The 26211-nt window shown below is 63.2% G+C and carries 22 protein-coding genes and 1 pseudogene; 8 read left to right on the top strand and 15 right to left on the bottom strand.

The window, feature by feature from the left end; all coding sequences use genetic code 11:
- Position 1 precedes the first annotated feature (1 nt).
- On the bottom strand, positions 2–754 hold the full coding sequence (locus LIY45_RS06695; protein WP_226475755.1) for a carbon-nitrogen hydrolase family protein: 753 nt from the start codon (positions 752–754) through the stop codon (positions 2–4).
- 146 nt (positions 755–900) lie between these two features.
- Between LIY45_RS06695 and LIY45_RS30685 the strand changes: the two genes are divergently transcribed.
- Positions 901–1035: a hypothetical protein gene (locus LIY45_RS30685; RefSeq protein ID WP_017475425.1), complete on the top strand. Its 135-nt coding sequence runs from the start codon at positions 901–903 to the stop codon at positions 1033–1035.
- A gap of 339 nt (positions 1036–1374) precedes the next feature.
- The gene (locus LIY45_RS06690; protein WP_226475754.1) at positions 1375–2451 is read left to right on the top strand and encodes a 3-deoxy-7-phosphoheptulonate synthase; all 1077 of its coding nucleotides are present in this window, start codon (positions 1375–1377) and stop codon (positions 2449–2451) included.
- 122 nt (positions 2452–2573) lie between these two features.
- Here the strand turns inward: LIY45_RS06690 and LIY45_RS06685 are convergent, their stop codons facing one another.
- The 11 genes from LIY45_RS06685 to LIY45_RS06635 all read right to left on the bottom strand — a co-directional run bounded on the left by LIY45_RS06685 (position 2574) and on the right by LIY45_RS06635 (position 15810).
- Positions 2574–3275 carry an NAD(P)H-dependent oxidoreductase gene (locus LIY45_RS06685; protein WP_226475753.1) on the bottom strand — a complete coding sequence of 234 codons (702 nt, stop codon included), beginning with the start codon at positions 3273–3275 and terminating at the stop codon, positions 2574–2576.
- Between the two features lie 9 nt (positions 3276–3284).
- Positions 3285–4904 (bottom strand): ABC transporter ATP-binding protein, encoded by a 1620-nt coding sequence (locus LIY45_RS06680; protein ID WP_226475752.1) that lies wholly within the window; start codon positions 4902–4904, stop codon positions 3285–3287.
- A 2-nt stretch (positions 4905–4906) separates the two neighbouring features.
- Positions 4907–5734 carry an ABC transporter permease gene (locus LIY45_RS06675; protein ID WP_226475751.1) on the bottom strand — a complete coding sequence of 276 codons (828 nt, stop codon included), beginning with the start codon at positions 5732–5734 and terminating at the stop codon, positions 4907–4909.
- A gap of 3 nt (positions 5735–5737) precedes the next feature.
- Positions 5738–6697, bottom strand: coding sequence for an ABC transporter permease (locus LIY45_RS06670; RefSeq protein WP_010173705.1), 960 nt, complete (start codon positions 6695–6697; stop codon positions 5738–5740).
- Between the two features lie 186 nt (positions 6698–6883).
- Complete coding sequence (locus tag LIY45_RS06665; protein ID WP_226475750.1) at positions 6884–8470, bottom strand: ABC transporter substrate-binding protein; 1587 nt, start codon at positions 8468–8470, stop codon at positions 6884–6886.
- A gap of 12 nt (positions 8471–8482) precedes the next feature.
- A complete protein-coding gene (locus LIY45_RS06660) occupies positions 8483–10093 on the bottom strand; it encodes a 5-guanidino-2-oxopentanoate decarboxylase (protein WP_226475749.1) in 1611 nt (536 codons plus the stop codon).
- Positions 10094–10104: 11 nt separating this feature from the next.
- Positions 10105–12204 carry an acetate--CoA ligase family protein gene (locus LIY45_RS06655; RefSeq protein WP_226475748.1) on the bottom strand — a complete coding sequence of 700 codons (2100 nt, stop codon included), beginning with the start codon at positions 12202–12204 and terminating at the stop codon, positions 10105–10107.
- Positions 12205–12222: 18 nt separating this feature from the next.
- Entirely contained in the window at positions 12223–13383 is a 1161-nt protein-coding gene (locus LIY45_RS06650) for an acyl-CoA dehydrogenase family protein (RefSeq protein ID WP_226475747.1), read from the bottom strand.
- A 42-nt stretch (positions 13384–13425) separates the two neighbouring features.
- On the bottom strand, positions 13426–14217 hold the full coding sequence (locus LIY45_RS06645; RefSeq protein WP_226475746.1) for an enoyl-CoA hydratase-related protein: 792 nt from the start codon (positions 14215–14217) through the stop codon (positions 13426–13428).
- A gap of 154 nt (positions 14218–14371) precedes the next feature.
- Positions 14372–15010 (bottom strand): TetR family transcriptional regulator C-terminal domain-containing protein, encoded by a 639-nt coding sequence (locus LIY45_RS06640; RefSeq protein ID WP_226475745.1) that lies wholly within the window; start codon positions 15008–15010, stop codon positions 14372–14374.
- 41 nt (positions 15011–15051) lie between these two features.
- Positions 15052–15810 (bottom strand): class II aldolase/adducin family protein, encoded by a 759-nt coding sequence (locus tag LIY45_RS06635; protein WP_226475744.1) that lies wholly within the window; start codon positions 15808–15810, stop codon positions 15052–15054.
- Between the two features lie 133 nt (positions 15811–15943).
- Between LIY45_RS06635 and LIY45_RS06630 the strand changes: the two genes are divergently transcribed.
- The 6 genes and pseudogenes from LIY45_RS06630 (at position 15944) to LIY45_RS06605 (ending at position 22717) form a co-directional block, all read left to right on the top strand.
- Positions 15944–17899 carry an FAD-dependent oxidoreductase gene (locus tag LIY45_RS06630; RefSeq protein ID WP_226475743.1) on the top strand — a complete coding sequence of 652 codons (1956 nt, stop codon included), beginning with the start codon at positions 15944–15946 and terminating at the stop codon, positions 17897–17899.
- Complete coding sequence (locus LIY45_RS06625) at positions 17887–18465, top strand: cupin domain-containing protein (RefSeq protein WP_226475742.1); 579 nt, start codon at positions 17887–17889, stop codon at positions 18463–18465. Before LIY45_RS06630 ends, LIY45_RS06625 begins: the two co-directional genes overlap by 13 nt.
- Positions 18466–18749: 284 nt before the next feature.
- Positions 18750–20138 (top strand): amidase, encoded by a 1389-nt coding sequence (locus LIY45_RS06620; RefSeq protein WP_226475741.1) that lies wholly within the window; start codon positions 18750–18752, stop codon positions 20136–20138.
- Positions 20139–20232: 94 nt separating this feature from the next.
- Positions 20233–20493: pseudogene (locus tag LIY45_RS06615) on the top strand (MFS transporter); the annotation flags it as partial.
- 304 nt (positions 20494–20797) lie between these two features.
- On the top strand, positions 20798–21661 hold the full coding sequence (locus LIY45_RS06610) for a LysR family transcriptional regulator (RefSeq protein ID WP_226475894.1): 864 nt from the start codon (positions 20798–20800) through the stop codon (positions 21659–21661).
- Positions 21662–21712: 51 nt separating this feature from the next.
- The gene (locus LIY45_RS06605; protein WP_063028922.1) at positions 21713–22717 is read left to right on the top strand and encodes a LacI family DNA-binding transcriptional regulator; all 1005 of its coding nucleotides are present in this window, start codon (positions 21713–21715) and stop codon (positions 22715–22717) included.
- Here LIY45_RS06605 and LIY45_RS06600 read toward each other — a convergent pair.
- The 3 genes from LIY45_RS06600 to LIY45_RS06590 all read right to left on the bottom strand — a co-directional run bounded on the left by LIY45_RS06600 (position 22714) and on the right by LIY45_RS06590 (position 26191).
- Positions 22714–23439 (bottom strand): SDR family oxidoreductase, encoded by a 726-nt coding sequence (locus tag LIY45_RS06600; protein ID WP_226475740.1) that lies wholly within the window; start codon positions 23437–23439, stop codon positions 22714–22716. The genes LIY45_RS06605 and LIY45_RS06600 overlap by 4 nt on opposite strands.
- Before the next feature lie 138 nt (positions 23440–23577).
- The gene (locus tag LIY45_RS06595) at positions 23578–25110 is read right to left on the bottom strand and encodes an FGGY-family carbohydrate kinase (protein ID WP_226475739.1); all 1533 of its coding nucleotides are present in this window, start codon (positions 25108–25110) and stop codon (positions 23578–23580) included.
- 1 nt (position 25111) lies between these two features.
- Complete coding sequence (locus LIY45_RS06590; protein WP_226475738.1) at positions 25112–26191, bottom strand: alcohol dehydrogenase catalytic domain-containing protein; 1080 nt, start codon at positions 26189–26191, stop codon at positions 25112–25114.
- Positions 26192–26211 lie beyond the last annotated feature (20 nt).

Raw genomic sequence — 26211 nt, 5'->3', positions numbered from 1 at the left:
CCTAAATCGCCACCTGTTCCCCGCGCCAGTGGCCAGCGCTGCTGCGACGTGCAATCACCAACGAATCGCCCACACCAGGGGCGACTGCGATCAAAGTGCCGTCAGCGCCCCAGATCGCACTGCGTCCGGCGCAGGTCCAGCCACCGGTTGGACCACCGTGATTGGCTATCAGCACCAGCATTTTGTGCTCGGCGGCGTAGCCTTGTAGCAACGTCGTATCGGGAGCGTAGCCGCCTTCGCTGATCAGCACACCCGCAGCGTAGATATTCGCCCCGGCTTCGGCTGCCTGCCGTGGATGGCTGGGGTGGGAGAAGTCTGCACATACCGCCAGGGCAACCCGGTCGTCACCCCATTCAAGGGCGGCCCCGCCCTGCCCTGCGGCAAAGGCCGCTTCTTCACCGGAATGCAGATGCTGCTTGGTATAGACCGCCACCGAGCCATCCGGCCCCAGCACCAGCGCGCCGATCAACACCTCACTGGCGGCCCCCAGGCGAATCGGCATGCCCACCACCGCAGTGATGCGCAACTCACGGGCCATCTCCCGCAGCGGCGTCAATACTTCATCATCGGGCGCAATCGCCAATCCGGCGGCCAACGCTGGTTCATACCCCGTCAGGGACAGTTCCGGAAACACCAGCAATTGCACACCATGCTCTGCCGCCGTGCGCATGAATGCCAAGTGACGCGCGATATTTCCAGGCACGTCGCCGGCAATTGAGATGGATTGGGCAGCAGCAATGGTCAAGGCAGTCATGGTCGCATCCAGGCAATCATCGTGAAGTCCGTGCAGCATATCGACACTGGGGTCATAGCCGTAAGTACCCACACTTAATAGAAATTACTGATTGAACCCACCCGCTCGCCTCAGTTAAGCTCCCCCCCATCATTTGGAGACACACCATGTTGCAACTCACCCACATTCAGGTTTGCCCTGCTGCCAGCGCCCAGCGCTCGGTCGTGGCTGCCCGTGTGAGCGGTTTGAGTGCACTGGTCAGCTTTTATTTTGGGTATTGGTTTAGCCACTGGCGCGCCTGATACCTGAAATCGGCGCCCACTACTCAAGGGGTCGCCTACCAGAGAAATCTAACCCCCGGTCGGCTCCCCGACCGGGGGTTTTGTTTTTTCAGCCCTTAATTATTTTTGCCACACACCGAACACTTAAAGGACTCACGCCATGAACTACGCCACCTATTACCGCTACGACACCTCCACCGCCTGGCGATTTAGCAAGCTCCGTTCGGGACAGCCTGCCGCCTCCGATCGGTCACCTATTGGTGGCAAGCCAACACACGTAGCCAATACGGCCAATTGTCGAACACCCCAGTAGGGCAGAGCGCGCGGGAACAGCCCGCCGCTTGCCCAGGAAGCCCGAATATGAACGCCTCGATCGCCGCTCTGCCTGTTACCACCCTGTCCTGCGCCAATGAAGCGCTGACCCAGCGTTTGCCCAGTGCCCTTGAGCTCAAGCACCAACTGCCCCTGAGCCCATTCCTCAACGAACAGATCCACGCCCATCGCCAAGCCGTGCGCGCCATTCTCCAGGGCGAAGACTCACGCCTGCTGGTGATCGTCGGCCCGTGCTCGATCCACGACCCGGAATCGGCCATGGAATACGCACGCAACCTGAAAAAACTGGCCCATGAAGTCAGTGACCAGATGCTGCTGGTGATCCGCGCCTACGTCGAAAAACCCCGCACCACCATCGGTTGGAAAGGCCTGGCCTACGACCCGCACCTGGATGGCAGCGACGACATGGCCGCCGGCCTGACCCTGTCCCGGGAACTGATGCGTGAAATGCTGCGCCTGGGCCTGCCGGTCGCCACCGAGCTGCTGCAACCGATGGCTGCCGGCTACTTCGATGACCTGCTGAGCTGGGTCGCCATTGGCGCGCGCACCACCGAATCGCAGATCCACCGCGAAATGGCCAGCGGCCTCGGCATGCCCGTGGGCTTCAAGAACGGCACCGACGGTGGCGTCGCCATCGCCTGTGACGCCATGCGTTCCGCCGCGCACCCGCACCGCCACTTCGGCGTCGACAGCCAGGGCCATCCGGCGATCATCCAGACCCCGGGCAACCCCGATACCCATCTGGTATTGCGCGGCGGCCACCGTGGGCCGAACTACGATCGCCAGAGCGTGGCCCAGGTACACGCCGACCTGGCCAAGAGCAAAGTCGCGCCGCGGATCATGGTCGACTGCAGCCACGCCAACAGCGGCAAAGACCCGCTGCGCCAACCGGCGGTGTTCAACGACGTGCTGGAGCAGCGCTTGCAGGGCGACACCTCGCTGATCGGCATGATGATCGAAAGCCACCTGTTCGAAGGCTGCCAGCCGTTGAGCCCGTCGATGAAATACGGCGTGTCGATCACCGACGGCTGCCTGGGCTGGGATGGCACCGAACAGTTGCTGCGCAGCGCTGCCGAGCGGCTGCGGGCACACAATCCCGCCTGACAATGCAGATCAAATGTGGGAGCGGGCTTGCCTGCGATAGCGGTGTATCAGTTACCTGACAGGCTGACTGATGCACCGCCATCGCGGGCAAGCCCGGCTCCCACACTGGTTCCTCACTGAGTTCAGGCTAGTGGATAAAGAGCCTCATCAAACTGCTCGAGCTTGGGAAACACCAACGGCTGGTCATCCGCCAGCCCTTCCAATCGCTGCTGGTAGCGGTGCAAAAAATCCTGCCGGGCCTCGGCGCTGATATACGGCACATGCCACGCCACAAACGGCTCGAGCACTTCAAACCCGACATACGCCAGCGTGCCACGCAGTATCGGCCGCAGCATGTCCTCCAATGGCCCATGAATCGCCCCCTCGCCAAACATATGCTCGCGTCCGCCGAGGGTCACCGTGACCAGCGCTTTCTTGCCCGCGAGCCCGCCCTGATCATAAAATCGCTTGCCGCCGTAACACACGCCCGACACCAGCACCCGGTCAATCCAGCCCTTGAGCATCGCCGGCGCCGAGAACCAGAAGATCGGGAAGTTGAGGATCAACAGATCGGCCCACAGCAGTTTGTCCAACTCCTGCTGGATATCCGCCGCGATGGATTGGCTTTTCACCCCCAGGCGCTGCTCCAGGGCATACACCAGGTACTCGGGGTTTTCCCGCGAGGTGAAGTCCGAGGCGCTGGCGACGGGATTCCAGTGCATCGCGTACAAATCACTGACCTGCACCTCATGCCCCTGCGCTTGCAGGGTGGCGATGGCCTGGTCACGCAAGGCCGCGGTAAACGACTGCGGCTCGGGATGGGCATGGACAATCAACACCTTCATAAAAACTCCTCAAGAAGTGAGCGCGGCCCGTTCGGCCAGCAAATGGTCGAGCCAGTCGGGGTCCATTTCCGGCTCCGATGAAAACAGCAGGCCGGTGTAGTCCTGATACGGCGGGGTGAAGATCGCGCTGCGGCTGCCCTGGTCCACCACCCTGCCCCGCTGCATCACCACCACTTCGTCGGCAATGGCGCGCACCGTGGCCACGTCATGGGTGATAAACAGGTATGCCACGCCCAACTGCTGCTGAATTCGGTTGAGCAGTTTCAGCACGCCCTCGGCGACCAACTGATCCAGGGCCGAGGTCACTTCGTCGCAGATGATCAGTTGTGGGTCGGCCGCCAGGGCGCGAGCGATGCAGATCCGTTGCTTCTGGCCGCCGGACAGTTCTCGGGGTTGACGCGCCATGAACGTGGCCGGGTCCAGCTCGATCATCTCCAGCAACTCGGCGACCCGGGCGCGCATGGCCTTGCCCTTGAGGCCGAGGTAGAAGGTCAGCGGCCGGCCGATGATGTCGACGATGCGCTGGCGCGGGTTCAACGCGGTATCCGGGATCTGGTAGATCATCTGGATCCGCCGCAACTGCTCTTTGCTGCGCCGACGAAAGTCCGCCGGCAACGCTTCGCCGTCATACAGCACCTGCCCCGCCGTGGCCGGCAGCAATCCGGTAATCAGGCGTGCGGTGGAGCTTTTGCCGCTGCCGGACTCACCAATCACCGCCAACGTCTGGCCGCGATGCAAGCTCATCGACACGTCATGCAGCACCGGCTGATGCCCGTAGCTGGCGCACACCTGGCGCACTTCCAGCAACGGCACCTGCTGCTGCGGACAGGCCTTGGGCTCGGTGCGAAAACCGCGTACCGCCCACAGGGATTTGGTGTAGTCCTGCTGCGGCGCACTGAGCATAGTGCGGGTCTCGGCCTCCTCCACCCGCTTGCCATGGCGCAGCACCATGATGCGGTCGGCCATCTGTGCGACCACCGCCAGGTCATGGCTGATATACAGCGCGGCGCTGCCGAAGGTTTTTACCGCATCGCGAATCGCCGCCAGCACTTCGATCTGGGTGGTGACGTCGAGGGCGGTGGTAGGTTCGTCGAAGATGATCAGGTCCGGGTGACAGGCCATCGCCATGGCGGTCATCACCCGTTGCAGTTGCCCGCCAGACACCTGGTGCGGATACCGTTGACCGATGGTTTCCGGATTGGGCAGGCGCAGCACGCGGTACAACTCCACCGCCTCACGTTCAGCCTGGGCACGACTGATGCCACCATTGATCACGGCGGTTTCCACATGCTGGTCAATCAGCCGGTGAGCCGGGTTGAATGAGGCGGCAGCGCTTTGCGCAACGTAGGCAATGCGCAGCCCCCGCAATCTGCGCAAGGCTTCGGGCTTGGCCTGCAACAGCTGAATACCGTCAAAGCACACCGAACCGCCAGTGATGCGGCAACCATCGCGGGCAAAGCCCATGGCCGCCAGGCCCAGGGTTGATTTACCCGCGCCAGATTCACCAATCAGCCCCAGTACCTCACCCCGTTGCAACGTCAGGTCGATGCCCTTGATCAGCGGATGCCAGGCGTCTTCGTAATGCCCTTCAATCTGCAGGTTGCGGATTTCCAGCAATGGCTTGTCCATCCTCAACACTCCTTCAGGCCGCTGGATTTATGCAGCATCCAGTCGACGACAAAATTCACGCTGACGGTGATCAACGCCACCGCCAGGGCCGGCAGCAACGGGCTGATGTCGCCGAAGGTAATCAGCACCGCGTTGTCGCGGACCATGCTGCCCCAATCGGCGGTGGGCGGTTGAATGCCCAGGCCAAGGAACGACAGCGCGCTGATAAACAAAAACACGAAGCAAAAGCGCAGGCCGAATTCGGCAATCAGCGGCGCGGCGGCGTTGGGCAGCACTTCGCGGGTGACCAGCCACCACAGCCCTTCCCCGCGCAAGCGCGCGGCTTCAACAAAATCCTGCACCACCACGGTCATCGCCACAGCCCGGGACAGGCGAAACACCCGGGTCGAATCCAGCAGTGCAATCACCAGCACCAGGGAGGTGGCATTGGTGCCCACCACGCTGAGGATCAGCAAGGCGAAGATCAGTTGCGGGATCGCCATCAGGATGTCCACCACCCGCGACAATCCCTGATCGACCCAACCGCCCTTGAGCGCCGCAATCAAGCCGCTCAAACCGCCCAGCAAGAACGCCAGCAGCGTCGTCAGGAACGCGATGCCCAGGGTATTGCGCGCGCCATACACCAAGCGGCTGAACATATCCCGCCCGAGGTTATCGGTGCCCAGCAGGAACTGGCCGCTCCAGGGCGCAAACCCGTCGCCCACCACCTGGGTTTCCCCATAGGGCGCGAGCACCGGTGCAAACAACGCCACCAGCACGTACAGCACGATGACCAGCAGGCCGAACTTCGCGCTCAATGGCGCCCGGGCCAATTGTGTGAGAAGGCTCATGGTCTACCCCTTGGGATGCATCAGGCGTGGGTTAGTGGCGATGGACAGCACATCGGCGCCGGTGTTGAGCAGGATGTAGGTGGCGGCAAAGATCAGGCTGCACGCCTGCACCACCGGGATATCGCGCTTGGACACCGAGTCCACCAGCAACTGACCAAGGCCCGGGTAGACAAACACCACTTCGACCACCACCACGCCCACCACCAGGTAAGCGAGGTTGAGCGCGATCACATTGACGATCGGCGCCAGGGCATTGGGCAACGCGTGGCGCCAGATAATCCGCGACTGGCTGATGCCCTTGAGCCGGGCCATTTCGATATACGGGCTGGCCAGCAGGTTGATCAGCGAGGCGCGGGTCATGCGCATCATCTGCGCAATCACCACCAGGCTCAGGGTGGCCACCGGCAGCACCGAGCGTTCGAGGATGGTGCCGAATGAGGCGTCCGGCGCCAGGTTGGACAGGCTGGGAAACCAGCCGAGCTTGACCGAAAACACCAGGATCAGCAGGTAGGCGACGAAGAACTCCGGGAACGACACCGCGCTCAGGGCCGAGGTGTTGAGCAGGCGGTCGAACCAACTGTTGCGGTACAGCGCGGCAAGCATGCCCAGCACCAGCGCCAGGGGCACCGAAACCAGCGCGGCCAATGCCGCCAGGCGCAAGGTGTTGCCCAGGCGTGCGCCGATCAGTTCGGCGATGGGCCGCTGGTTGGCCAGGGACGCGCCGAGGTCGCCGTGCAGCAGGCGCAGCAGCCATTGCACGAAGCGGCTCAGGGGCGGCAGGTCCAGTCCCAACTGCGCCCGAAACGCCGCCACGGTTTCCGGCGTAGCGGACTGGCCGAGCATGGCCTGGGCGATATCGCCGGGCAGCATGCCGACCGCCAGGAAGATGATCACCGAGACGGCGAACAACGACAGCAGGCCAAGGGCGAGGCGTTGGAGTACCAGCTTGAATAGGCTATTCATGTTCGGTTCTCATGAGTTGGGCATGTTCTCGAAGGCGACAAATGTCCTCTGTGGGAGCTGTCGAGCTTTAGCGAGGCTGCGATGCAGGCGCCGCGGTTTAACAGGACACCGCGGTGATGCCATCGCAGGCAAGCCAGCTCCCACATTTGATCTTCATTGCCTGAGCGATAGCGTTCGACACAAGAATCACGCCTGCCACCACCGCTCGATCAGCCGCAACCCATCCAGTTCCCCATACGGCGCCGTCAGCGGCCCATGGCTGACGCGGTTCGAGCGGGCCGCCACGGAGCTGGCGAACAACGGCACAATCGCCCCGCCATCGTCCCGGCACAGGCTCTGCATTTCGTTGTACATCTCCTGGCGCAGCGGCGCGTTCATCTCCCCCCGCGCCGCGTTGAGCAACTGATTGAAGCGGTCGTTATCCCAATGGGTTTCGTTCCACGCCGCGCCTTTGGCGTAGCCGATGCTGAACATGCGGTCGGCGGTCAGGCTGCTGTACCAGAACGAGGTGGTGAACGGCTGCTTCATCCAGATGTTGGAGAAGTACCCATCCGCCGGCTCGCGCACCACGTCGATATCAATCCCGGCCTGGCGCGCCTGTTCCTTGAACAGCACCGAGGCGTCCACTGCGCCGGTGTAGGCGGCATCGGAGGCTTGCAGGCGCACCTTCAGCGACTCGACACCGGCCTTGCGCAGGTAGAAGCGCGACTTGTCCGGATCGTAGGTACGCTGCTCGAGGGCAGCGTTGATAAAGCGGCTGCCGGGTTGGATCGGATGGTCGTTGCCCACCAGGCCATAGCCATGCAGCACCGAGGCCAGCAGGGTTTCGCGGTTGATCCCATGCTTCATCGCCAGGCGAATGTCGTTGTTCTTGAACTCGTTGCTGTCGCACAGCATCGGGAAGGTGTAGTGCTGGGCGCCCTTGGTTTCTTCGATGACCAGCGTGGGATTGCGCTTGAGCAGGGCCACGGTTTTCAGGTCGACCTTGTTGATCACGTCCACTTGCCCGGTGACCAGCGCGTTGACTCGCGCCGCGCCGTCGGCAATCGCCAACAGCTCGGCGCTGGCAAAGTGCGCCCGGCCCGGCTTCCAGTAATCCGGGTTGCGCTCCAGGTCCATGCGCACGCCGGGCTCGAAACGTTTCAGGCGATAACCGCTGGTGCCGATCCCGGCCTGCCAGTCGGCGGCGCCGTCCTTGGCGGGCATGATCACCAGGTGATAATCGGCGACCACATAGGCGAAATCGGCATTGCCCGAATGCAGTTCGAACACCACCGCATCGCTGCCCTTGGCGCTGACGCTGGCCACATCGCCGAGCACCGTCTTGGCCGCCGACGTGGAATTGGCGTCCAGGTGGTGGTTGATGGAGGCCACCACATCGTCAGCGGTCAGGCTTTTGCCGTTATGGAAGGTCACGCCCTGGCGCAGCTTGAAGGTCCAGATGCGCGCGTCGGGCGTCGACTCAAAGCTCTCGGCCAGTTCGGGGATGGCGCTGCCGTCCACCGCGATTTCCGTGAGGGTGTTGTACACCGCCGAAAAGCCGACGAAGGTGAAGGTATCGACCCAGGAACCCGGGTCGCGGGAGTCGGTGGTGCTGCCGCCGGCCAGCCCCATGCGCAGCACGCCGCCCGGCTTGGGCGTGGCCTGTTCGGCGAAGGCCTGCAGCGGCAGGCCCATGGAAAACGCGGCGGCCACGGCACCGGCTACGGCGCTGTGTTTGAGGAAGTCCCGTCGGTGCATCGCTTGAGTCATTTTGTTGTTGTTTTCGCTCATGGTGTTGCTCCTCTAAAGGTTCACACAGGCATGCTTCAACTCGATCAAGGTCACGCCGTTGCGCTTGAAACCGTTACGCAAATCCGTCTGCAGCTCATCCAGGTTCTGTGGCTCGCTGACCGTGCAGCCGAACGCCCGCGCCAGGGCGGCGAAGTCCGGGTTGCGCGGCAGCACGCCGATGGGTTCGATGTCCAGGCTCAGCATGTCGTCGCGAATTTGCCCGAGGGCGTCGTTGTTCCAGAGCAACACCACCAGCGGGCTGTCCAGCTCTTCCACCGCCGTGGCCAGTTCCTGGGCGGTGTAGAGAAAGCCGCCGTCGCCCACCAGCACAAGGCCAGGCCGCTCCGGCGCGCCGAACTTGGCGCCGATTCCGGCCGGCAGGCCATAGCCCAAGGTGCCGTAGCCGGTGGGATGCAGCCAACTGCGGGTGGCGTTGCTGGGAAAGGCGTAGTTGCCGGTGTAGGCCAGCTGGGTCATGTCACTGCTGATGCAGGCATTGGCGGGCAGCTCGGCGGCCACGCGGTCGAGAATCGCCTGGTGAATCCGTTGCAACGGGCCATGGCCGCTGCTGACTGCCTGGCGTAACCTTGCAACCGCTTCGGCCGCTGCATCCGCGTTGCGCGGCTTGGCTGGCAAGCGTTCCAGCAAAGCCTGCGTCGTTTGCTGGGCATCACCGTGCAACGCGACGGCGCAGGGATAGAAATCATTGAACTTGCGCGGGTCGATATCCACGCGCAGCAGCTCGCCGTTAAGCGGCAGGCGTTCACGCCAAAAATCCGTATCGGCCATTTCAGTACCGATGGCCAACACCACGTCCGCCTCGGCGATAAGCTGCCAGCCTGGCTCGATGCACAGGGTCGAACCGGCATTCAGCGGATGCTCCACCGGCAACAAACCCTTGCCGGCGACACTGCTGAAAAACGGCGCCGCCAACTGCGTGCTCAAGCGCTGCAAGGCATCGGCGGCCAACAGCGCGCCGCCACCGGCAATGATCATCGGACGCTTGGCCGCAGCCAGTTTCGCCACGGCCTGATCGAGGCTTTCAGCCGATGGCAGACCTCGCCCGGGACGGCGCACCACCTCATTGCTCCAGTCCCGTTTGATCGGCGCTGACAGCACATCCAGTGGCACCGAAATATGCACCGGCCGTGGCCGTTCACTGTCGAACACCGCATAGGCCCGCGCGATCAACTCCGGCAAATCCTCGGCACTCAACGCCACCGCCGAAAACGCGGTGATGGGCGCGGTCAGCGCCCGTTGGTCCTGGGTTTCATGCAGGCAGCCCCAGCCCTTGCCGAGGCTGGCGGAGTGGTTGACGCTGGAAATCACCAGCAGCGGAATCGAGTCGGCATACGCCTGGCCGATCGCCGTGGCGGCATTGGTCACCCCCGGCCCAGTGATGATGAAACACACCCCCGGCTTGCCGCTGACCCGCGCATAACCGTCAGCCATAAAGCCGGCGCCCTGCTCATGGCGGGTCAACACATGGCGAATGCCACTGCCGGGCAAGCCGCGATACAGCTCCAGCGTATGCACGCCGGGAATCCCGAACACCGTGTCGACGCCATAGTTGGCCAGCAATCGCACCAGGGCCTGGCCGCCCGTCAAGGTTTTGCTTTGCATCGTCATCTCCTTCACACCTGGGCGAGACGGATCAATGCATCGACCGCCGTGGCGCCCCGGGCATTGACCAGCAATGGGTTTACATCGAGTTCCAGCAACTGCCCGGCGTTGGCGCAGGCGTAGTCGGCCACCGCACGAATCGCCGCCACCAGCGCTTCCATATCGGCCACTTCCCGTCCGCGAAAACCTTGCAGCAATGCGGCGCTGCGCAGGCTGAGCAAGGCGTTGCGGATCGCGTCGTCGGTGGTGGGCAGCAGCAGGCTGCGGCTGTCCTTGAGCAACTCCACGAGGATTCCACCGGCACCGATCACCAGTGCCAGGCCGAAATCGTTTTCGCGCTTGATGCCCACAATCAGCTCGGCCAACGGCGGCGTGGCCATGGACTCCAACAGCAGATGATCGAACGGTACATCTGGCGCATAGGCAGCCATCCGCTCACGCATATGGGCCAGGGCGGCGGTCAAGGCAAAGCCGTCCTGCAGGTTGAGCGCCACGGCGCCTGCTTCGGTTTTATGCGGTAGATCGGCACTGACGGCCTTGAGTACCAGCGGGTAGCCCAGCACTTTGGCATCGGCGATGGCCCGCGCTGGCGTGCTCAAGACACCGGCCGGCGTGGACAGACCGAAAGCCCGCAACGCCTGCTTGGAGTCCCACTCGTTCAGCGATTGTCCGAGTGCTTCAAGCGCTTGTGGGCACAGCGGCACCAGTATCGACTCACCCCGCGCCAACAACGCCCGGCGATTGTTTTGATAGTCGGCAATCCGGCCCCAGGCCGCCAGCGCATCTTCCACGCCTTGCAACGCGGCAACGCCCTGGGCATGCAGGCGCTCGCGAGCGTGAGCCGGCAGCAATTCGGGAAATGCCGAGGTGACAAAGCCAGTCTTGCCGTGACGAGCCAGTGCGCTGCAAAACAGCTCCAGCAGCAGGTCGCACTCCTTGCGCTCGCCAGTAAATTCCGCCGGGTAGTCGAGCACCAGCATTGCCGCATCCGCCTCGGTGCGCAATGCCGTGTCGAGCATCGTATTAAGCGCGTCGCTGTTGCCCCAGATGGCCGTGGTGAAATCCAGCGGGTTGACCAGGTTGGCGTAGCTGGGCAGCACCTGCGCCAACTCTTCACGCTGGCCTTCGTCGAGCTTCGGCAGGCTTAAATCGTTGCGCTCGGCGTAGTCGGCAATCAACCCGGCATCGCCGCCGGAACAGGCCAGGGCAATCAGGCTGTTGCCCGCCGGCAAATTACCGCAGGCCGCGGCTTTCAGGGTCTCGACAAAACTCACCGGGCCGCTGACCCGGATCACCCCCAGGCGCGCAAACAGGCTGTCGTACAGCGCATCGGAACCCGACAACGAACTGGTGTGACTCAAGGCCAACTCGGCGCCGATCTGCGACACACCGGTTTTCAGGGCGATGATCGGAATGCCTTTTTCCAGCGCCTTATGGGCCGCACGGGCGAACCCCGGCACATTCTTCAAGCCTTCCAGGTGCAAGCCGATGGCCGTCACGCGTGGCTCGTCGAGCAGCACATCCATCAACTCGGCAACCCCCAATTGCGCCTGGTTGCCCACCGACGCCATATAGGCCACCGGCAGCGAACGGTCGCTCATGGACAGGTTGTAGGCAAAGTTGCCGCTCTGGGTCAGCACCGCAACGCCCTTCTCTACCGGCTTGCCGCCATGGGCCACCGGCCACAGTGCCGAGCTGTGCAAGTAGTCCAGCAGGCCATAGCAATTGGGACCCAGCAGCGCCATCTCGCCAGCCGCCTCGAGCAGTTGTTGCTGCAAGGCCAGGCCCTCGGCGCCGGTTTCGGCAAACCCGGAGGCGTAGCAGATGGCGCCACCGGTGCCAATGGCCGCCAGTTCGGCGACACAGGTCAGGGTCAGCTCGCGGTTGGTGGCGATAAACACTGCGTCCGGGCCGCATGGCAGATCCGCTACGCGACGCACGCAGGGAACGCCATCAAGGCTGTCATGTTGCGGGTTGACCAGCCACATCTGGCCGGCAAAACCACCTTCGGCGCAGCGCTTGAGGGCACGGGCCATGCTGCGCCCACCGACAAACACCAGGTGACGGGGCGCCAGCAGGCGCTTGAGATTGTCGCGAATAGCCTGGGACATAAGCGTTCTCCGACCCGATCAGCGCAACAGCGGCCGCAACAGTTCGCGGGCAATGATGTGGCGCTGGATTTCCGAAGTGCCTTCCCAGATCCGTTCGATCCGCGCGTTGCGCCAGATGCGCTCCACCGGCCCTTCGTCCATCAAGCCCATGCCGCCGTAAATCTGCACAGCCTCGTCGGCGACCTTGCCCAGCACCTCGCTGGCAAACAGCTTGGCCATGCCGGCCTCGCCGTCGGTCATGGTGCTCTGGTCCATTTTCCAGGCGGTGTTCAGGGTCAGCAGTTCGGCCGCGCGGATTTGCGTGGCCATGTCGGCGAGCTTGAACGAGATGCCTTGATAGGTGCCGATGGGCTGGCCGAACTGCTTGCGATCCGCCGCCCATTGCAGGGACACGTCCAGCGCACGCTGGGCCTGGCCGACGCAATTGGCAGCCACCATCACCCGGCCTGCAGTCAGCCAGGCGTTGGCGACCTCCCAGCCTTTGCCGACTTCGCCGAGGACTTTTGAGGCCGGCACGCGGCAGTCGTCGAAGAACATTTCATAGGTGTGGTAGCCGCGGTTGCTGACGCACTTGGGGCCTCGGCGAATGGTCATGCCCGGCGTGCCACGGTCGACCAGGAACGAAGTCACGGCGTTGCGCTGGCGACCGTTGTGTTCGTAGGTGTCGGTGACGGCAAACACGATGGCGAAATCCGCGTGGCCGGCGTGGCTGATGAAGTGCTTGCTGCCGTTGAGTACAAAGTCATCACCGCTGCGCACGGCGCGGGTCTTGATCGCGTTGGCGTCGGAACCGGCCCCCGGTTCGGTCAGGGCAAAGCAATCGATCTTCTTGCCCTGCACGCACGGCAACAGGTACTCGCCAATCTGCGCGCCGGTGCAGGCCATGAGGATTTTCGAGGGCCGGGCGACAAACACATGCAGCGCCCAGGACACCTTCGACAACTCGCGCTCGATCAACGCCTGGGACAGGTAATCCAGGCCGCCACCGCCGACCTCTTCCGGCATGTTGAAGGCATAGAACCCGGCGGCAATCGCCTTGTCCCGGATCTGCGCGGCGAGCTCCGGCGAGACTTCATCGGCGCGGTCCACCGCCTCCTCGTGGGGCAACAATTCCTTGGCAACAAAACTGCGTACCGCGTCCACCAACATGTCTTGTTCTTGGCTGGGCTGGAAATTCATGGCGCTACCTGTCGATCGTTCGAGGGGTGTTTTGAGGAGAAGTCAGTTGCCGGAGAAATGGGGGGGACGCTTTTCCATCGAGGCGCGCAGGGCTTCAGCACCGTCGGCGCTGCGACCGCAGAGCAAGCCGGCGGCGAGTTCGGCCTGGAGTTGTTCGGGCAGGCTGCGCCCGGCGCCTTCGCGGATGAGGGTTTTGGTCTGGGCGAAGGCGAAGGTCGGGCCGTTGGCCAGGCGTATGGCCAGGTCGGTGACGTGGGCGTGCAGCAGCTCGTCGGCGACCACTTCGCCCACCAGGCCGGCGGCCAGGGCGCGGTCGGCACTCCACAACTCATCGAGGAACAGCAGGCGCTTGGCTTGTTCGCTGCCGATCAGGCGCGGCAGATGCCAGCTGGCACCGGCGTCCGGCGCGTAGGCCATGCTGGTGTAGCCGGCCTTGAAGCGGGCCGATTGCGCGGCCACACGCAGGTCGCAGCACAGGGTCAGGTCCATGCCGGCGCCGACGGCCGTGCCGTTGATGGCGGCGAGGGTGGGTTTGTCGAGGGTGTGCAGGCGGGTCATCAGGGCGTGGGCGGTTTCGGTCCAGCCGTAGGTTTCGAGGGCGCCACGGGCTTCGGCGTCGGCCCATTCAGCCAGGTCAGCACCGGCGCAGAAGCTGCGACCACTGCCGGTCAGCACCACCACACGTACGGCCGGGTCACTGTTGAAACCGTCCAGCACCCCATGCAGGTGCTTGAGGGTCGGGATGTCCAGGGCGTTGCGCTGGGCGCCGCGATTAAGGGTGATCCAGGCAACGCCTGCTTGCACTTGAGTGAGCACGGACGGAACGGTAGTCATGGAATCCTCGAATTATTTTAATTGGCTTGAGGGGTGCGACATGGGGCGATACTAAACGAGTGTTCAGTAAGGAGGCAATCGGGTAACGGCAAATATTTTTCGAGGGGAAAATGCCGGCCCGGACGTTGCGTCCAGGCGGCGCGGAATCGTCAGTTCAGGGTTTGATCTGGAAGCGCTTGCGGCCGCCGGCCTGCAAGCCATCGACCCAGGCTTCGCAGATCTGGACGCCCTGCTCCGGGGTGAACGTACCGGGATTAAGCCCCGATTCCAGCCACAAACCGTCGAGCAAGGCGCTCAAGGCGATGGCCGCCAGGTCGGCGTCGAACTGCTTCCAACCCTCCTCCTCGGCCATGTCCACCAAGGCCGAGCGCATGATGGTGCGGTACTCGCCGTAGGAATGCTCGTGGGCCTGGTTGATCGCCGGGGCCGTCTTGACCGCGCCCCAGAACACCAGCCAGGCATCCAGCAGTTGCGGGTCCAGCAACTCGGGGGAAAACGAGCCGCGAAAGAACGCCGACAGGCGCTCCCGCGGGCTGGGCGGCGCCTTGGCCATGGCGTCACGCAGCAAGTCCATCACCTGCCGGGTGATAGACCGATAGGCCTCGGCCACCAGTTCATCCTTGCCCGAATAGTGATGACTGATCAGCCCCACCGACACCCCGGCCTCGGCGCTGATCTTGCGGATCGATGCGCCCTGGAAGCCGTCGCGCTTGAGGCAGGCCAACGTCGCCTGCACCAGATTGGCCTTGCGCAACTCCGGTTCCATGCGGGAGAAACGGGATTCCTGGGTCATGAGGCGGTGTCCTTGGGTTGAGTCGGCTGGACGACTCTACCTCACTCCCGGAACCCCGGCGACACCCGATCCAGTAACCGCAGCAATGCCGCCCATGCCAGCTGCATGGCGTCCGGGTCTGCCAGCTCGCCCTCTTCCAATGAGCGGCCTGGCTCATTGAACTGCCGCTCGGTGTATTCGCACACATCGGCAGGTGGCAGGATCAGCTTGCCGCACGCCTGGGCGGCGATCTGGATATCGCAGGCCTTCTCCAGGTAGTACATGCGCAGGAACGCCTGGCTGACCGTCTCCCCCACCGTCAACAAACCATGGTTGCGCAGCATCAACACCGGCTTGTCGCCGAGGTCACGCACCAGTCGCTGCTGCTCGTCCATGTCCAGCGCCACGCCTTCGTAGTCGTGATAGGCGACCTTGCCGTAGAACTCCATGGAAATCTGATTCACCGGCAACAGCCCGCACTCCAGTGCCGCCACCGCACAACCGGCCCGAGTGTGGGTGTGCAACACGCACTGGGCATCTTCGCGGGCACTGTGAATCGCGCTGTGAATCACAAACCCCGCCGGATTGACGCCATGGGCCGAAGCCTCGACCGCACGTCCGTCCAGGCCGATCTTCACCAGGCTGGAGGCGGTGATCTCCTCGAACATCAGCCCATAGGGGTTGATCAAAAAGTGATGCTCGGGCCCGGGAATACGCACTGAGATATGGGTGAAGATCAGGTCGCTCATGCGAAAGTGCGCGATCAGCCGGTAGCAGGCAGCAAGCTCTTCACGCAGCTGTCGTTCGGTGGCCCCAGTCATTTTTTATTCTCCAGGCGGGTTGGGTGATGTGGCTGACGCTAATCCAGTCCCCAGTAAAAAAACAAGTTGATTTTTTACTGGAGCTGACCTCCTATAGAAAAATAATAACAACAGCGCCTGGAGTATCCGCACCATGTCGCCCCAAGCCTTTCCGTATCTTTTTGAACCGTTGACGCTGCGCGGCAAACGCCTGAAAAACCGCATCATGTCCAGCGGTCACGACACCTCGATGCCTACCGACAACCGGGTCAACGAGCAGTTGATCGCCTACCACCGGGCACGTGCCGAAGGCGGCGTGGGGCTGATTGTGTTGCAAGTGGCCGGGGTGCACGACAGCGCCCGCTACACCTCCCATGTGCTGATGGCCACCGATGACAGCTGCATTGACGGCTACCGCCGACTGGCCGAGACCTGCCATGCCCACGGCACCGTGGTGCTGTCGCAGATTTTTCATCCGGGGCGGGAAATCATGGAATCGGCCGATGGCTTGCTGGCGGTGGCTTACTCGGCGTCAGGGGTGCCCAACGAGCGGTTCCGGGTGATGCCGCGCGCCCTTGACCAGTCGATGATTGACGAGATTGTGACGGGCTACGGTGCGGCGGCGAGGCGCCTGCATCAGGCGGGGATTGACGGCGTGGAAGTGGTCGCCAGCCATGGGTATCTGCCGGCGCAATTTCTTAATCCACGGGTAAATCGCCGCACCGATGGCTACAACGGTGCGCTGGAACAACGCTTGCGTTTCCTGCGGGAAATCATCGCCGCCGTACGGGCCGAAACCGACGAACAGTTCATCATCGGCCTACGCATCTCTGCGGATGAGCGCGACCCCGAAGGCCTGACGGAAGATGACTCCCTGGCGGCCGTGCAACAGCTGCAATCACAGCTGGATTATGTGCACATCGTCGCCGGCACCTCGGCCTCCCTCGGCGGCGCGATCCATATCGTGCCGCCCATGGCCATTGCCCCGGCGTACCTGGCGACAGAAGCCGCAACGTTCAAGGCCAGCCTGTCGATTCCATTGTTCGTCACCGGGCGCATCAACCAGCCCCAGGAGGCCGAGCTGATGCTGCAGCGCGGCCAGGCCGATGTGTGCGGCATGACCCGCGCGCTGATCTGCGACCCGCGAATGCCGGCCAAAACCTCAAGCGGCCAGGCCGAGGATGTACGGGCGTGCATCGCCTGCAATCAGGCCTGCATCGGCCACTTCCACAAAGGCTTGCCGATCTCCTGCATCCAGCACCCCGAGACCGGCCGCGAATTGCAGTTTGGCCAATTGCAAGCGGCATTGCGACGCAAGCGGATGATGGTCGTCGGCGGCGGCCCGGCAGGGATGAAAGCCGCGGCGGTGGCGGCACAACGCGGGCATGAGGTGACCTTGTATGAAGCCAGCGCTCAACTGGGCGGCCAGGTGCTCCTCGCACAGTTACTGCCACGGCGCAGCGAGTTCGGCGGCGCCAGTACCAACCTGCAGCGCGAGATGGAACTGGCCGGGGTTCGCGTGGTGCGCAATACCCGCGTCGACCGTGCCTTGGTGGAACGCGAACAACCCGAGCTGGTGATCATCGCCACCGGCGCCGAGCCCTACTGGCCGGCCTTCGAACGCGGCGGCGAGTTACAGGTGGTGGACGCCTGGCAAGTGCTGCGCGACGAGGTCCCGCTGGGCCGTTCGGTGGTCGTGGTGGACTGGCGTTGCGACTGGATCGGCCCGGGCATTGCCGAGCGCCTCACCCGCGCCGGCCATCAGGTGCAGCTGGCGGTAAACGGCACCCATTGCGGGGAAAACCTGCCGTTGTACGTGCGCGATCAACTGGCCGGTGAACTGCACCGGCTGGGCATTCCCATCATCCCTTACGCTCGTTTGTATGGTTGCGATGACACCACCGTCTACCTGCAACACACCGCCAGCGGCGAGCCGATGCTGCTGGAAAATATCGACACCCTGGTGTTGTGCCAGGGCCACCAGCCGGTGGACACTCTGGGGGCAGAACTGGAAGGCCTGGTGGCGTTCACGCGCATCGGCGATTGCCTGGCGCCGCGTACCGCCGAAGAGGCGATTTATGAAGGATTGAAGGTAGCGTGGGACATTTGAACGACCAACCGCCACAGCTGTTTCTCGGCACCCGCATCCGTGGCTTGCGCAAGGCCCGGGGCATGACCCTTACGGCCCTGGCCGAGCTGAGTGAACTGACCGCCGGCTACATCAGCCAGCTGGAAAGAAACCTCGCCTACCCATCGATCCCGGCCCTGTTCAACATCGCCCGCAGCCTGGGGGTGACGACCCAGTGGTTTTTTGCCAGCGAGACCACGCCGGCAGCGGAGGATGAAGGTTTTGTGGTACGCAAGAACAATCGCCAGAGCATTCACTATGAGGACGGGATCGTCGACCAGTTGCTGACGCCCCTGCCCAATCATCAATTGGAGATGCTGCACTCGCGCTTTCCACCGGGCACCTACAGCCAGCAGAGCTATAGCCATGAGGGTGAAGAGGCGGGTTATGTGTTGAGCGGAACGTTTGAGTTATGGGTGGGGGAGCGGCATTTTCAGCTGGCGGAAGGCGACAGTTTCAGCTTCTCCAGCAGTGAGCCCCATCGGTATGGCAACCCCGGGAAGGTGGATGCGGTGGTGATTTGGGTGATTACGCCGCCGACGTTTTAGACCGTTGGTGTGAATGGAGACGTTTCCTACGGGAACTGGCGACGCCGGCACACCGCCCATCAATGGCGGGCCTCAAGCTCGCTTACTATAAAAACGACTACATCTTTTCGAGATCGTCGCCATGTTTGGATTGTATTCGTTGTTTGCCGGTAAGCCGACTCAGGATGACTTGGATACGGTGGCAGCCATCAAGTCAAAAAGGACCATGAGGATTGAGGGAGAATGGGGCATTTCAGTCTCCGCCGAAGAGGTCATGGAGTCCGAGGCCTACAAGGAAGCGTTCGATGACTGACCTGCACACCCTGACGGCCGCCGAACTGCTGGCGCAATTCGCCAGCCGGCAACTCGCGCCCATCGACTACTACGACCAGCTCCTGGCCCATATCGACCGCTGGGAGCCGCAGATCAACGCGCTCTATGCCTTCGACCCGCAACAGGTACGCCAACACGCCCAGGCCTCCACCGAGCGCTGGAACAAGGGCCAGCCCAACGGTGCCCTCGACGGCGTGCCGGTGACCCTCAAGGAATTGATCGCCACTGAAGGCGTGCCTATCCCCCTCGGCAGCGCCGCCACCCGCCTGACCCCGGCCCTCAGGGACGCACCGCCCGCAGCCCGTATGCGTGAAGCGGGGGCGATTATCCTGGCCAAGACCACCAATCCGGATTTCGGCATGCTGTCTTCCGGACTGTCGAGCTTCCACGGCATCACCCGCAACCCGTGGAATACCGCCCACAACACCGGCGGCTCCAGCTCCGGTGCCGCCGCTGCGGCCGCCGCCGGTTATGGCCCGCTGCACGTTGGCACCGACATCGGTGGTTCGGTGCGCCTGCCCGCCGCCTGGTGTGGCCTGGTGGGATTCAAGCCAACCCTGGGACGCATCCCCATCGACCCGTATTACACCGGCCGCGCCGCCGGGCCCATGACGCGCACCGTCGACGACTGCGTGCTGCTGATGCAACACCTGGCCCGCCCCGATGCCCGCGACGCCACCAGCCTGCCGCCACTCACCACCCAGTGGAGCAACCAGCCGTTGTCGGTCAAGGGCCTGGGGGTTGGCCTGATGCTCGAGCCCGGCGTGGGCATGCAGCCTGAAGGCTTCGTGTGTGAAGCAGTGGAGCAAGCCGCGCGGCTATTCGAAGCCCATGGCGCCAAGGTCACGCTGATCCCGCCGATCATGGACCGGGCGCAACTCGACGGCCTTGACCATTTCTGGCGCGCCCGGCAGTGGGGCGACTTGTCCGCGTTGAGCAGCGAGCAGTTCGACAAGGTCTTGCCGTATATCCGCGACTGGGCCGCGCCAGGCGCCGAGATCAGCGGCGTACAAGCGGTGAAGGGTTTCAACCAGACCTTCGAAATGCGCCGCCGCGCCGCGCAGGTGTTCACCGAGCTCGACCTGGTGCTGTCCCCCACCAACCAGGTCAACGCCTTCCCCGCTGAGTGGCCTTCACCCAGCAACGACCCGCAACGGCCGTTCGAACACATCGTGTTCACGGTGCCCTGGAACATGGGCGAACAACCGGCGCTGTCGATCAACTGCGGTTTCGCCGCCGATGGCATGCCCATCGGCTTGCAGATGATCGCCCCACGCTTTGCCGATCAATGGCTGCTGCAAATCGCTAAAACCTACGAGAGCTGGCGTGGCGCAATCCACCACTGGCCGAATCCTTCCTGACTTTGACGCTGTAAGAACTGCCCACCCACACGCCAGCTCCGGGCCAACACGGCCGGGAGCTTGGACGACCTATAACTAAAATCGAGGGGCTGGTATGCACACTGAGCAATTGACACGATCCGATCCTGATCACGCACCCGAAACACCGCCCCCGGACGCCGGCAAAAAGAGCATTTTTGCCGTGGTCCTGGGTAACGCCGTGGAGTTTTTCGACTTTGGTGTATACGCAACCTTTGCGGTGATGATCGGCCACACGTTTTTCCCGTCCGACAGCGCCTTCGTCAGCTTGATGCTGTCGGTCACCGCGTTCGGTATCGGCTTTATCGTCAGGCCCCTGGGCGCGGTGCTGATCGGCATCTACATCCGCCGCAACCTCGCCGAAACCTTCCACGGCCACGGCGAAAAGACCAGCACCGGCGACCCAATGTCACCGGTCTGGTACCTGCTGATCGCCAACCTGGGAGTGTTAGAAGCCAGATCAAAAGCCAGAGCGAAAGCAGAGCTGCTTTTCTGTGGGAGCTGGCTTGCCTGCGATACAAATACCACGGTGCATCAGGTACACCGAGGTGATGCCATCGCAGGCAAGCCAGCTCCCACATTTGATCGCACTCCGTTCCTGCATCGCTCTACAATGTCCCCCATTCATTCCCGGGGGTTTCATGGACATCGAACTGGCACGCACCTTCCTCGAAATCACCCGCTGCGGCAGCCTCGCCGCAGCGGCCGAGAAGCTGCACGTCACCCAGACGGCGATCACTGCCCGCGTCAAAAACCTCGAAAGCCAGCTCAACAGCACCCTGTTCGTGCGCAACCGCGCCGGTGCCCGCCTGACCCCGGACGGCGAGGCCTTCGTGGTCTACGCCAACCAGCTGGTACAAACCTGGGAAGCCGCCCGCCGCGACCTGCCGTTACCCGATGGCTACCGCAACGTGCTGCACATCGGTGGCGAAGTCAGCCTGTGCAACCCGTTGATGCTCGGCTGGGCCCAGGCCCTGCGTGAACACATCCCCGGCTATGCGCTGCGCACCGAGATTCGCGAGGGCGAGTACCTGTTGCGCCAACTGGAGCTGGGGGGGCTGGACGCTGCACTGGTGTTCCAGCCGCAATACTGGCCGGGGCTGCAGGTGGAGCAGGTGCTGGAGGAAAAACTGATCCTGGTGCAGTTGGCGACCCGGCCCGAGCCCTATGTGTATATCGACTGGGGCCAGGGCTTTCGCCAGCAACACGACGCGGCCTTGCCGGACAAGGCCCGCGCCGCCTTGAGCTTTAATCTCGGACCGTTGGCGTTGCAGTACATCCTGGAGAATGGCGGCGCCGGGTATTTCCGCACGCGGGTGGTGCAGAGCTACCTGGACAGCGGCGTGATGGAGCGAGTGCCCAAGGCGCCGGAGTTCAGCTTTCCAACGTACCTGGTGTATTCCCGCGAGCGCGACTCGGCGGTTTTGCAGCAGGCACTGGCCTTGCTGCGAGCGGTGGTGGAGGCGGAAAAGGATTGGTCGCAGCGCTGGGATCCGGTGATTTGAAGCCGTGCACATGGTAGCCTCAGGTTGTTTTCTCCTGGTTTCCCCCTGCCGATGAACAAGAAAAAATCCGTCACCATCAGCGACATCGCCAAACGGGTCAACATGACCACCATCACGGTGTCCCGGGCGCTGAGCAAACCCGACCTGGTCAAGCCCGCCACCCTGGCGCGGATTCTCGAGGTGGCGCGGGAGCTGGACTACGTGCCCAACGCCTTCGCCCGCGGGCTCAAGCGCAGCGAAAGCCTGATCATCGGCGTGATCACCGCCTCGGTGGACAACCCCTTCTACAGCGAGATGATCAAGGCGATTTCCCGCGAGGCGAAAAAGCACGGCTACACCATCATGCTGGTGGACACCGACGAACTCGAAGAACTGGAAAGCAAGGCGGTCGATACCCTGTTGGGCTACCGTGTGGCGGGGATCATCCTGTCACCGGTCTCCGACGAACCCAGCTACCAGCCGGACTACCTGGAGCGCCTGGGCAACGGCAAGACCCCGGTGGTGTTGCTCGACCGCACCATCCACGAGAGCCCGTTCAGCCGCGTGGTGCTGGACAACTACCACAGCGGTATCGAGGCGGCGCAGTACCTGGTGCGGCAAACCCCGAATCTCAAGCGCCTGCTGGTGCTGACCGGGCCGGAGCATTCGCGCATCACCATGGAACGCCTCAAGGGCTTGAAAGAAGTCCTGGCCGATCACCCGCAGGTGCAGGTCGAAGTGTGTGCCGGCGACTACACGCTGATGCCCTCCTACCTGCACACCCTCGACTACCTGGCCGAGCACTCGGCGCCGGACGCGATCATGGGCTTCAACCAGCTGATCACCCTCGGCGCCTTGCGTGCGTTGCGCATGCACAATATCCCCCACGACAGCCTGACCATCTGCGGCATCGACCGCCTGCCCTTCGCCGATATCTTCGGCGTGCCGATTGCCTGCGTGGCCCATGACGCGTCACTGGCCGGCAGCAGCGCAGTGCGACTGCTGCTGGACCGCCTCGAAGACCCGCACAAACCGCGGGACAAAGTGGTAATCGCCGGCAAACTGGAGAACGGCTAGCGGCTGGTATAGCCGCCATCGATCGGCAAGCTGACGCCGCTGATCATGCTGGCGGCATCGCTCAGCAGGAACAGCACCGGCAGGGCCACCTCCGCCGTTTCGGCAAACCGCCCCAGGGGGATCGCCGCCAATGCCGGGTCGCGCTTGGCCGGTGCCGACCATGCCCTCTGCGCCATGGGCGTCAGGGTCACGGTGGGGTTGACGCTGTTGACACGAATCCCGAAACGGCCCCATTCAGCGCATTGCACGCGGGTGATGGCGTCCAGTGCGGCCTTGGAGGCGCAGTAGCCGAGGTGATCGTCCAGCGCTACCAGTGAGGCCTGGCTTGAGACATTGACGATGCTGCCGGGGATCCTGGCTTCAATCATTGCAGCGGCGATACGGCTGGCGACCTGGGCGGCGGCGCGGGCGTTGACGTTCATCACCTGGTCGAAGGCTTCGGCGCTGATGGCGGCAGCCGGTTCCAGGCGGGAGATGCCAGCGCAGTTGACCAGGCCGTGCATCGGCGGCAGGCCTTCCAGGGCCAGGTCCAGGGCGGCGCTGTTGGCGATGTCCAGGCACAGGGTTTCGCAGCCGAGCTGGGCCAGGGCCTGGGCATCTCGGCCCAACGCAAACACCTCGGCGCCGCTGGCGATCAATTGCAGGGCGATTTCCCGGCCGATACCGCTGCTGGCGCCGGTGACGAGGATGCGCTGGTGGGTGAAGTCGAAGGTAGCGTTCATGGCAACTATTCCAAAACCAATAGAGATCCAATGTGGGAGCTGGCTTGCCTGCGATAGCGGTGGGTCATTTAGCCCACTTGGTACTGATGCACCGCCATCGCAGGCAAGCCAGCTCCCACACTTTTGATCGGTGTTCGCTTAAGCGTTCTGCAGGCTGTGCATCACCGGTTTCAGCGCCGGATACAGCTCCAGATAGCTGGCAAATGCCCGGTCATACACCCCGACATTCCCAACCTCCGGCTCCGCCCGCAGCTCCAACTGCACCCAACCTTTCTCCATCTGCCGGTCATCCACCAACCCCACCGTATGGGCCGCCAGCAATGCCGCGCCCAAGGCCGCCTCCACCTCTTGCACAATGGTGTAGACCGGGTAGTGGGTGATGTCCGCAATAATCTGCATCCACAAATCCGAGTGGCTCGCTCCGCCCACCACAATCAGCCGTGGATCAAGGGAATGCGCCCCACGGGTGCCCGCTTCGATATTGTGTCGCAGGGCAAAACTCACCCCTTCAAGCACCGCGCGGTACAGGTGGATCCGGCTGTGATACAGGTTCAGCCCGACAAAGCTGCCGCTGGCACGGTCATCCCACACCGGGCTGCGTTCGCCCATGAGGTACGGCAGGAACAACAGCCCTTCACTGCCCGCCGGGATCTTCGCGGCGCTCTGCTCCAGCAGCCACAAACTGTCCTGGCCGGTCTCCCTGGCCTGCTGCTCTTCGGCCTGGCAGAACTGCTCGCGAAACCAGCTCACCGACGCCCCGGCGGTAATCGCACCGCCGAAGATGTACAGGTCCTGATGGCCGTTATAGACGTGGGGCATGCTCACCAGGCCATGACGCGCGTCCACCTGCTGATTGAGATAACCCCAACACATGCTGGTGCCAATCATCGCCACGTGATTGCCCGGTCGCGTCACTCCGGCCGCCAATGTGGCCATGGCCGCATCCACGCCTCCGGCAAGGATCGGCGTGCCCGCCTGCAAGCCCAATCGCTGCGCCCATTCCTCGAGCAACCCGCCGACCACTTCACCGGAATACAGCAAGCGCTCCGGCATCATCGCCAACGAAATCCCAAGCGCCGCCAGCATCTCGGCCGACCAGCCGCGTTGCGCCACATCGTAGACGCCACCGATATTGCCGGCACTGCTGTGATCCACCGCCAACTCACCGGTCAGGCACCAGTTGATGTAGCTGTTGGGCGGCAGCAGGTAACGGGTGTTGGCCCACACCTGCGGCTGGTGTTGCTTGAGCCAGAGCATCTTGGTGAAGCCGTAGTAGCTGTCCACCGAGTTGCCGGTGACCGCAAACAGCCGCTCCAGGTCCACATGCTCGCGCACCCACTCCACTTGCTCGCCCGCGCGCCGGTCCATCCAGATCAGGCAAGGGTGCAGGGGCGTGATCTGCGCATCCACGGCAATCCCGGAGCCGCCGTACAGGCTGCTGATGCACAGTGCCTTGACCTGTTCTTTCCCTATGCCGGCCTTGGCCATGCACTGAGCAACGCAGGTCTCGACCGCATCCAGCCAGACCTGCGGCCACTGCTCGGCCCAGCGCACTTTCGGGGTATCCACGCGATACCCCTGGCTGTGCTGGGCGATGATCAGGCCGTCCGCATCCACCAGCAACGCCTTGGTGCTTTGCGTGCCGATGTCTACACCCATTACGTAGTTCATGTCAGAGCACCGGCTTCAGCAGCACCTTGATCGACTTGGTCGAGTTGGCCAGCTCAAAGGCCTGGGCCCAGCTATCCAGCCCGAAGTCATGGGTCACGATGCCCTTGGAGGTCACCAGGCCGCGCTCGAACAGGTCGATGGCCACCGGGTAGCAATACGGCCCCAGGTGCGCGCCGCGTACGTCCAGTTCCTTGCGATCGCCGATGATCGACCAGTCGGCGCTGGTTTCGGCGCCAAACACGCTGAACTCGACAAACCGTCCGAGCTTGCGGATCAAATCCAGGCCTTGGGTCACGCCCGCCGGCACCCCGGTGGTTTCGATGTACACGTCGCAGCCGTAGTTATCGGTCAGGCCATTGATGATCTCCCGGGCATTGTCCCGTGACGGGTTGATCACCACGTCGGCACCGTATTTCTTCGCCAGTTCCAGGCGCTCGTCGACCATGTCGATCACCACCAGTTTCTTCGGCGTTTTAAGGGCCGCCACTTGCACCATGCACAGGCCCAGGGTGCCGGCACCGGCGATGACCAGCACGTCATCCAGCTGGATCTCACCCCGGTTGACGGTGTGAATCGCGCAGGACATCGGCTCGATCAGCGCCGAATCTTCCAGGGACACCGACTCCGGAATCTTGTGCACAATGGCGGTCTTCGGGATGCGCATGTACTGGGCCATGCCACCTTCGGCGACTTCACGCTGGAAGCCGAAGATATTGTGCACCTCGCACATCCAGTACTTGCCGGACTTGCAGAAGCGGCACTTGCCACACGGCACGATCTGCTCGGCGATCACCTTGTCGCCGACCTTCACTTCAAAGTGTTCCTCGGCGCCCTCGCCCGCTTCCACCACGTAGCCGAAGAATTCGTGCCCCGGCACCACCGGCGCCTTGACCCACGGGTTGTCGCCGCCCCAGAACATCGCGGCGCCCGAGTGGCATTTGCAGTCACTGGCGCAGATGCCGCAGGCGGCGATACGAATCACCAGTTCATTGACCCGCGCCTGGGGTTTGCTGATGCGTTCCAGGCGGTAGTCTTTCGGGCCGTGGCAGACGACGGCTTGCATTTGGTTGTGCTGTTCCATGATGTGCGGACCTTTCTTGA

Origin of the sequence: Pseudomonas sp. MWU16-30323 (assembly GCF_020515595.1) — a bacterium.
Classification (GTDB): Bacteria; Pseudomonadota; Gammaproteobacteria; order Pseudomonadales; family Pseudomonadaceae; genus Aquipseudomonas; species Aquipseudomonas yamanorum.
The sequence above is the reverse complement of the archived record's forward strand: the minus strand, read 5'-3'. Positions and strand labels throughout refer to the sequence as shown.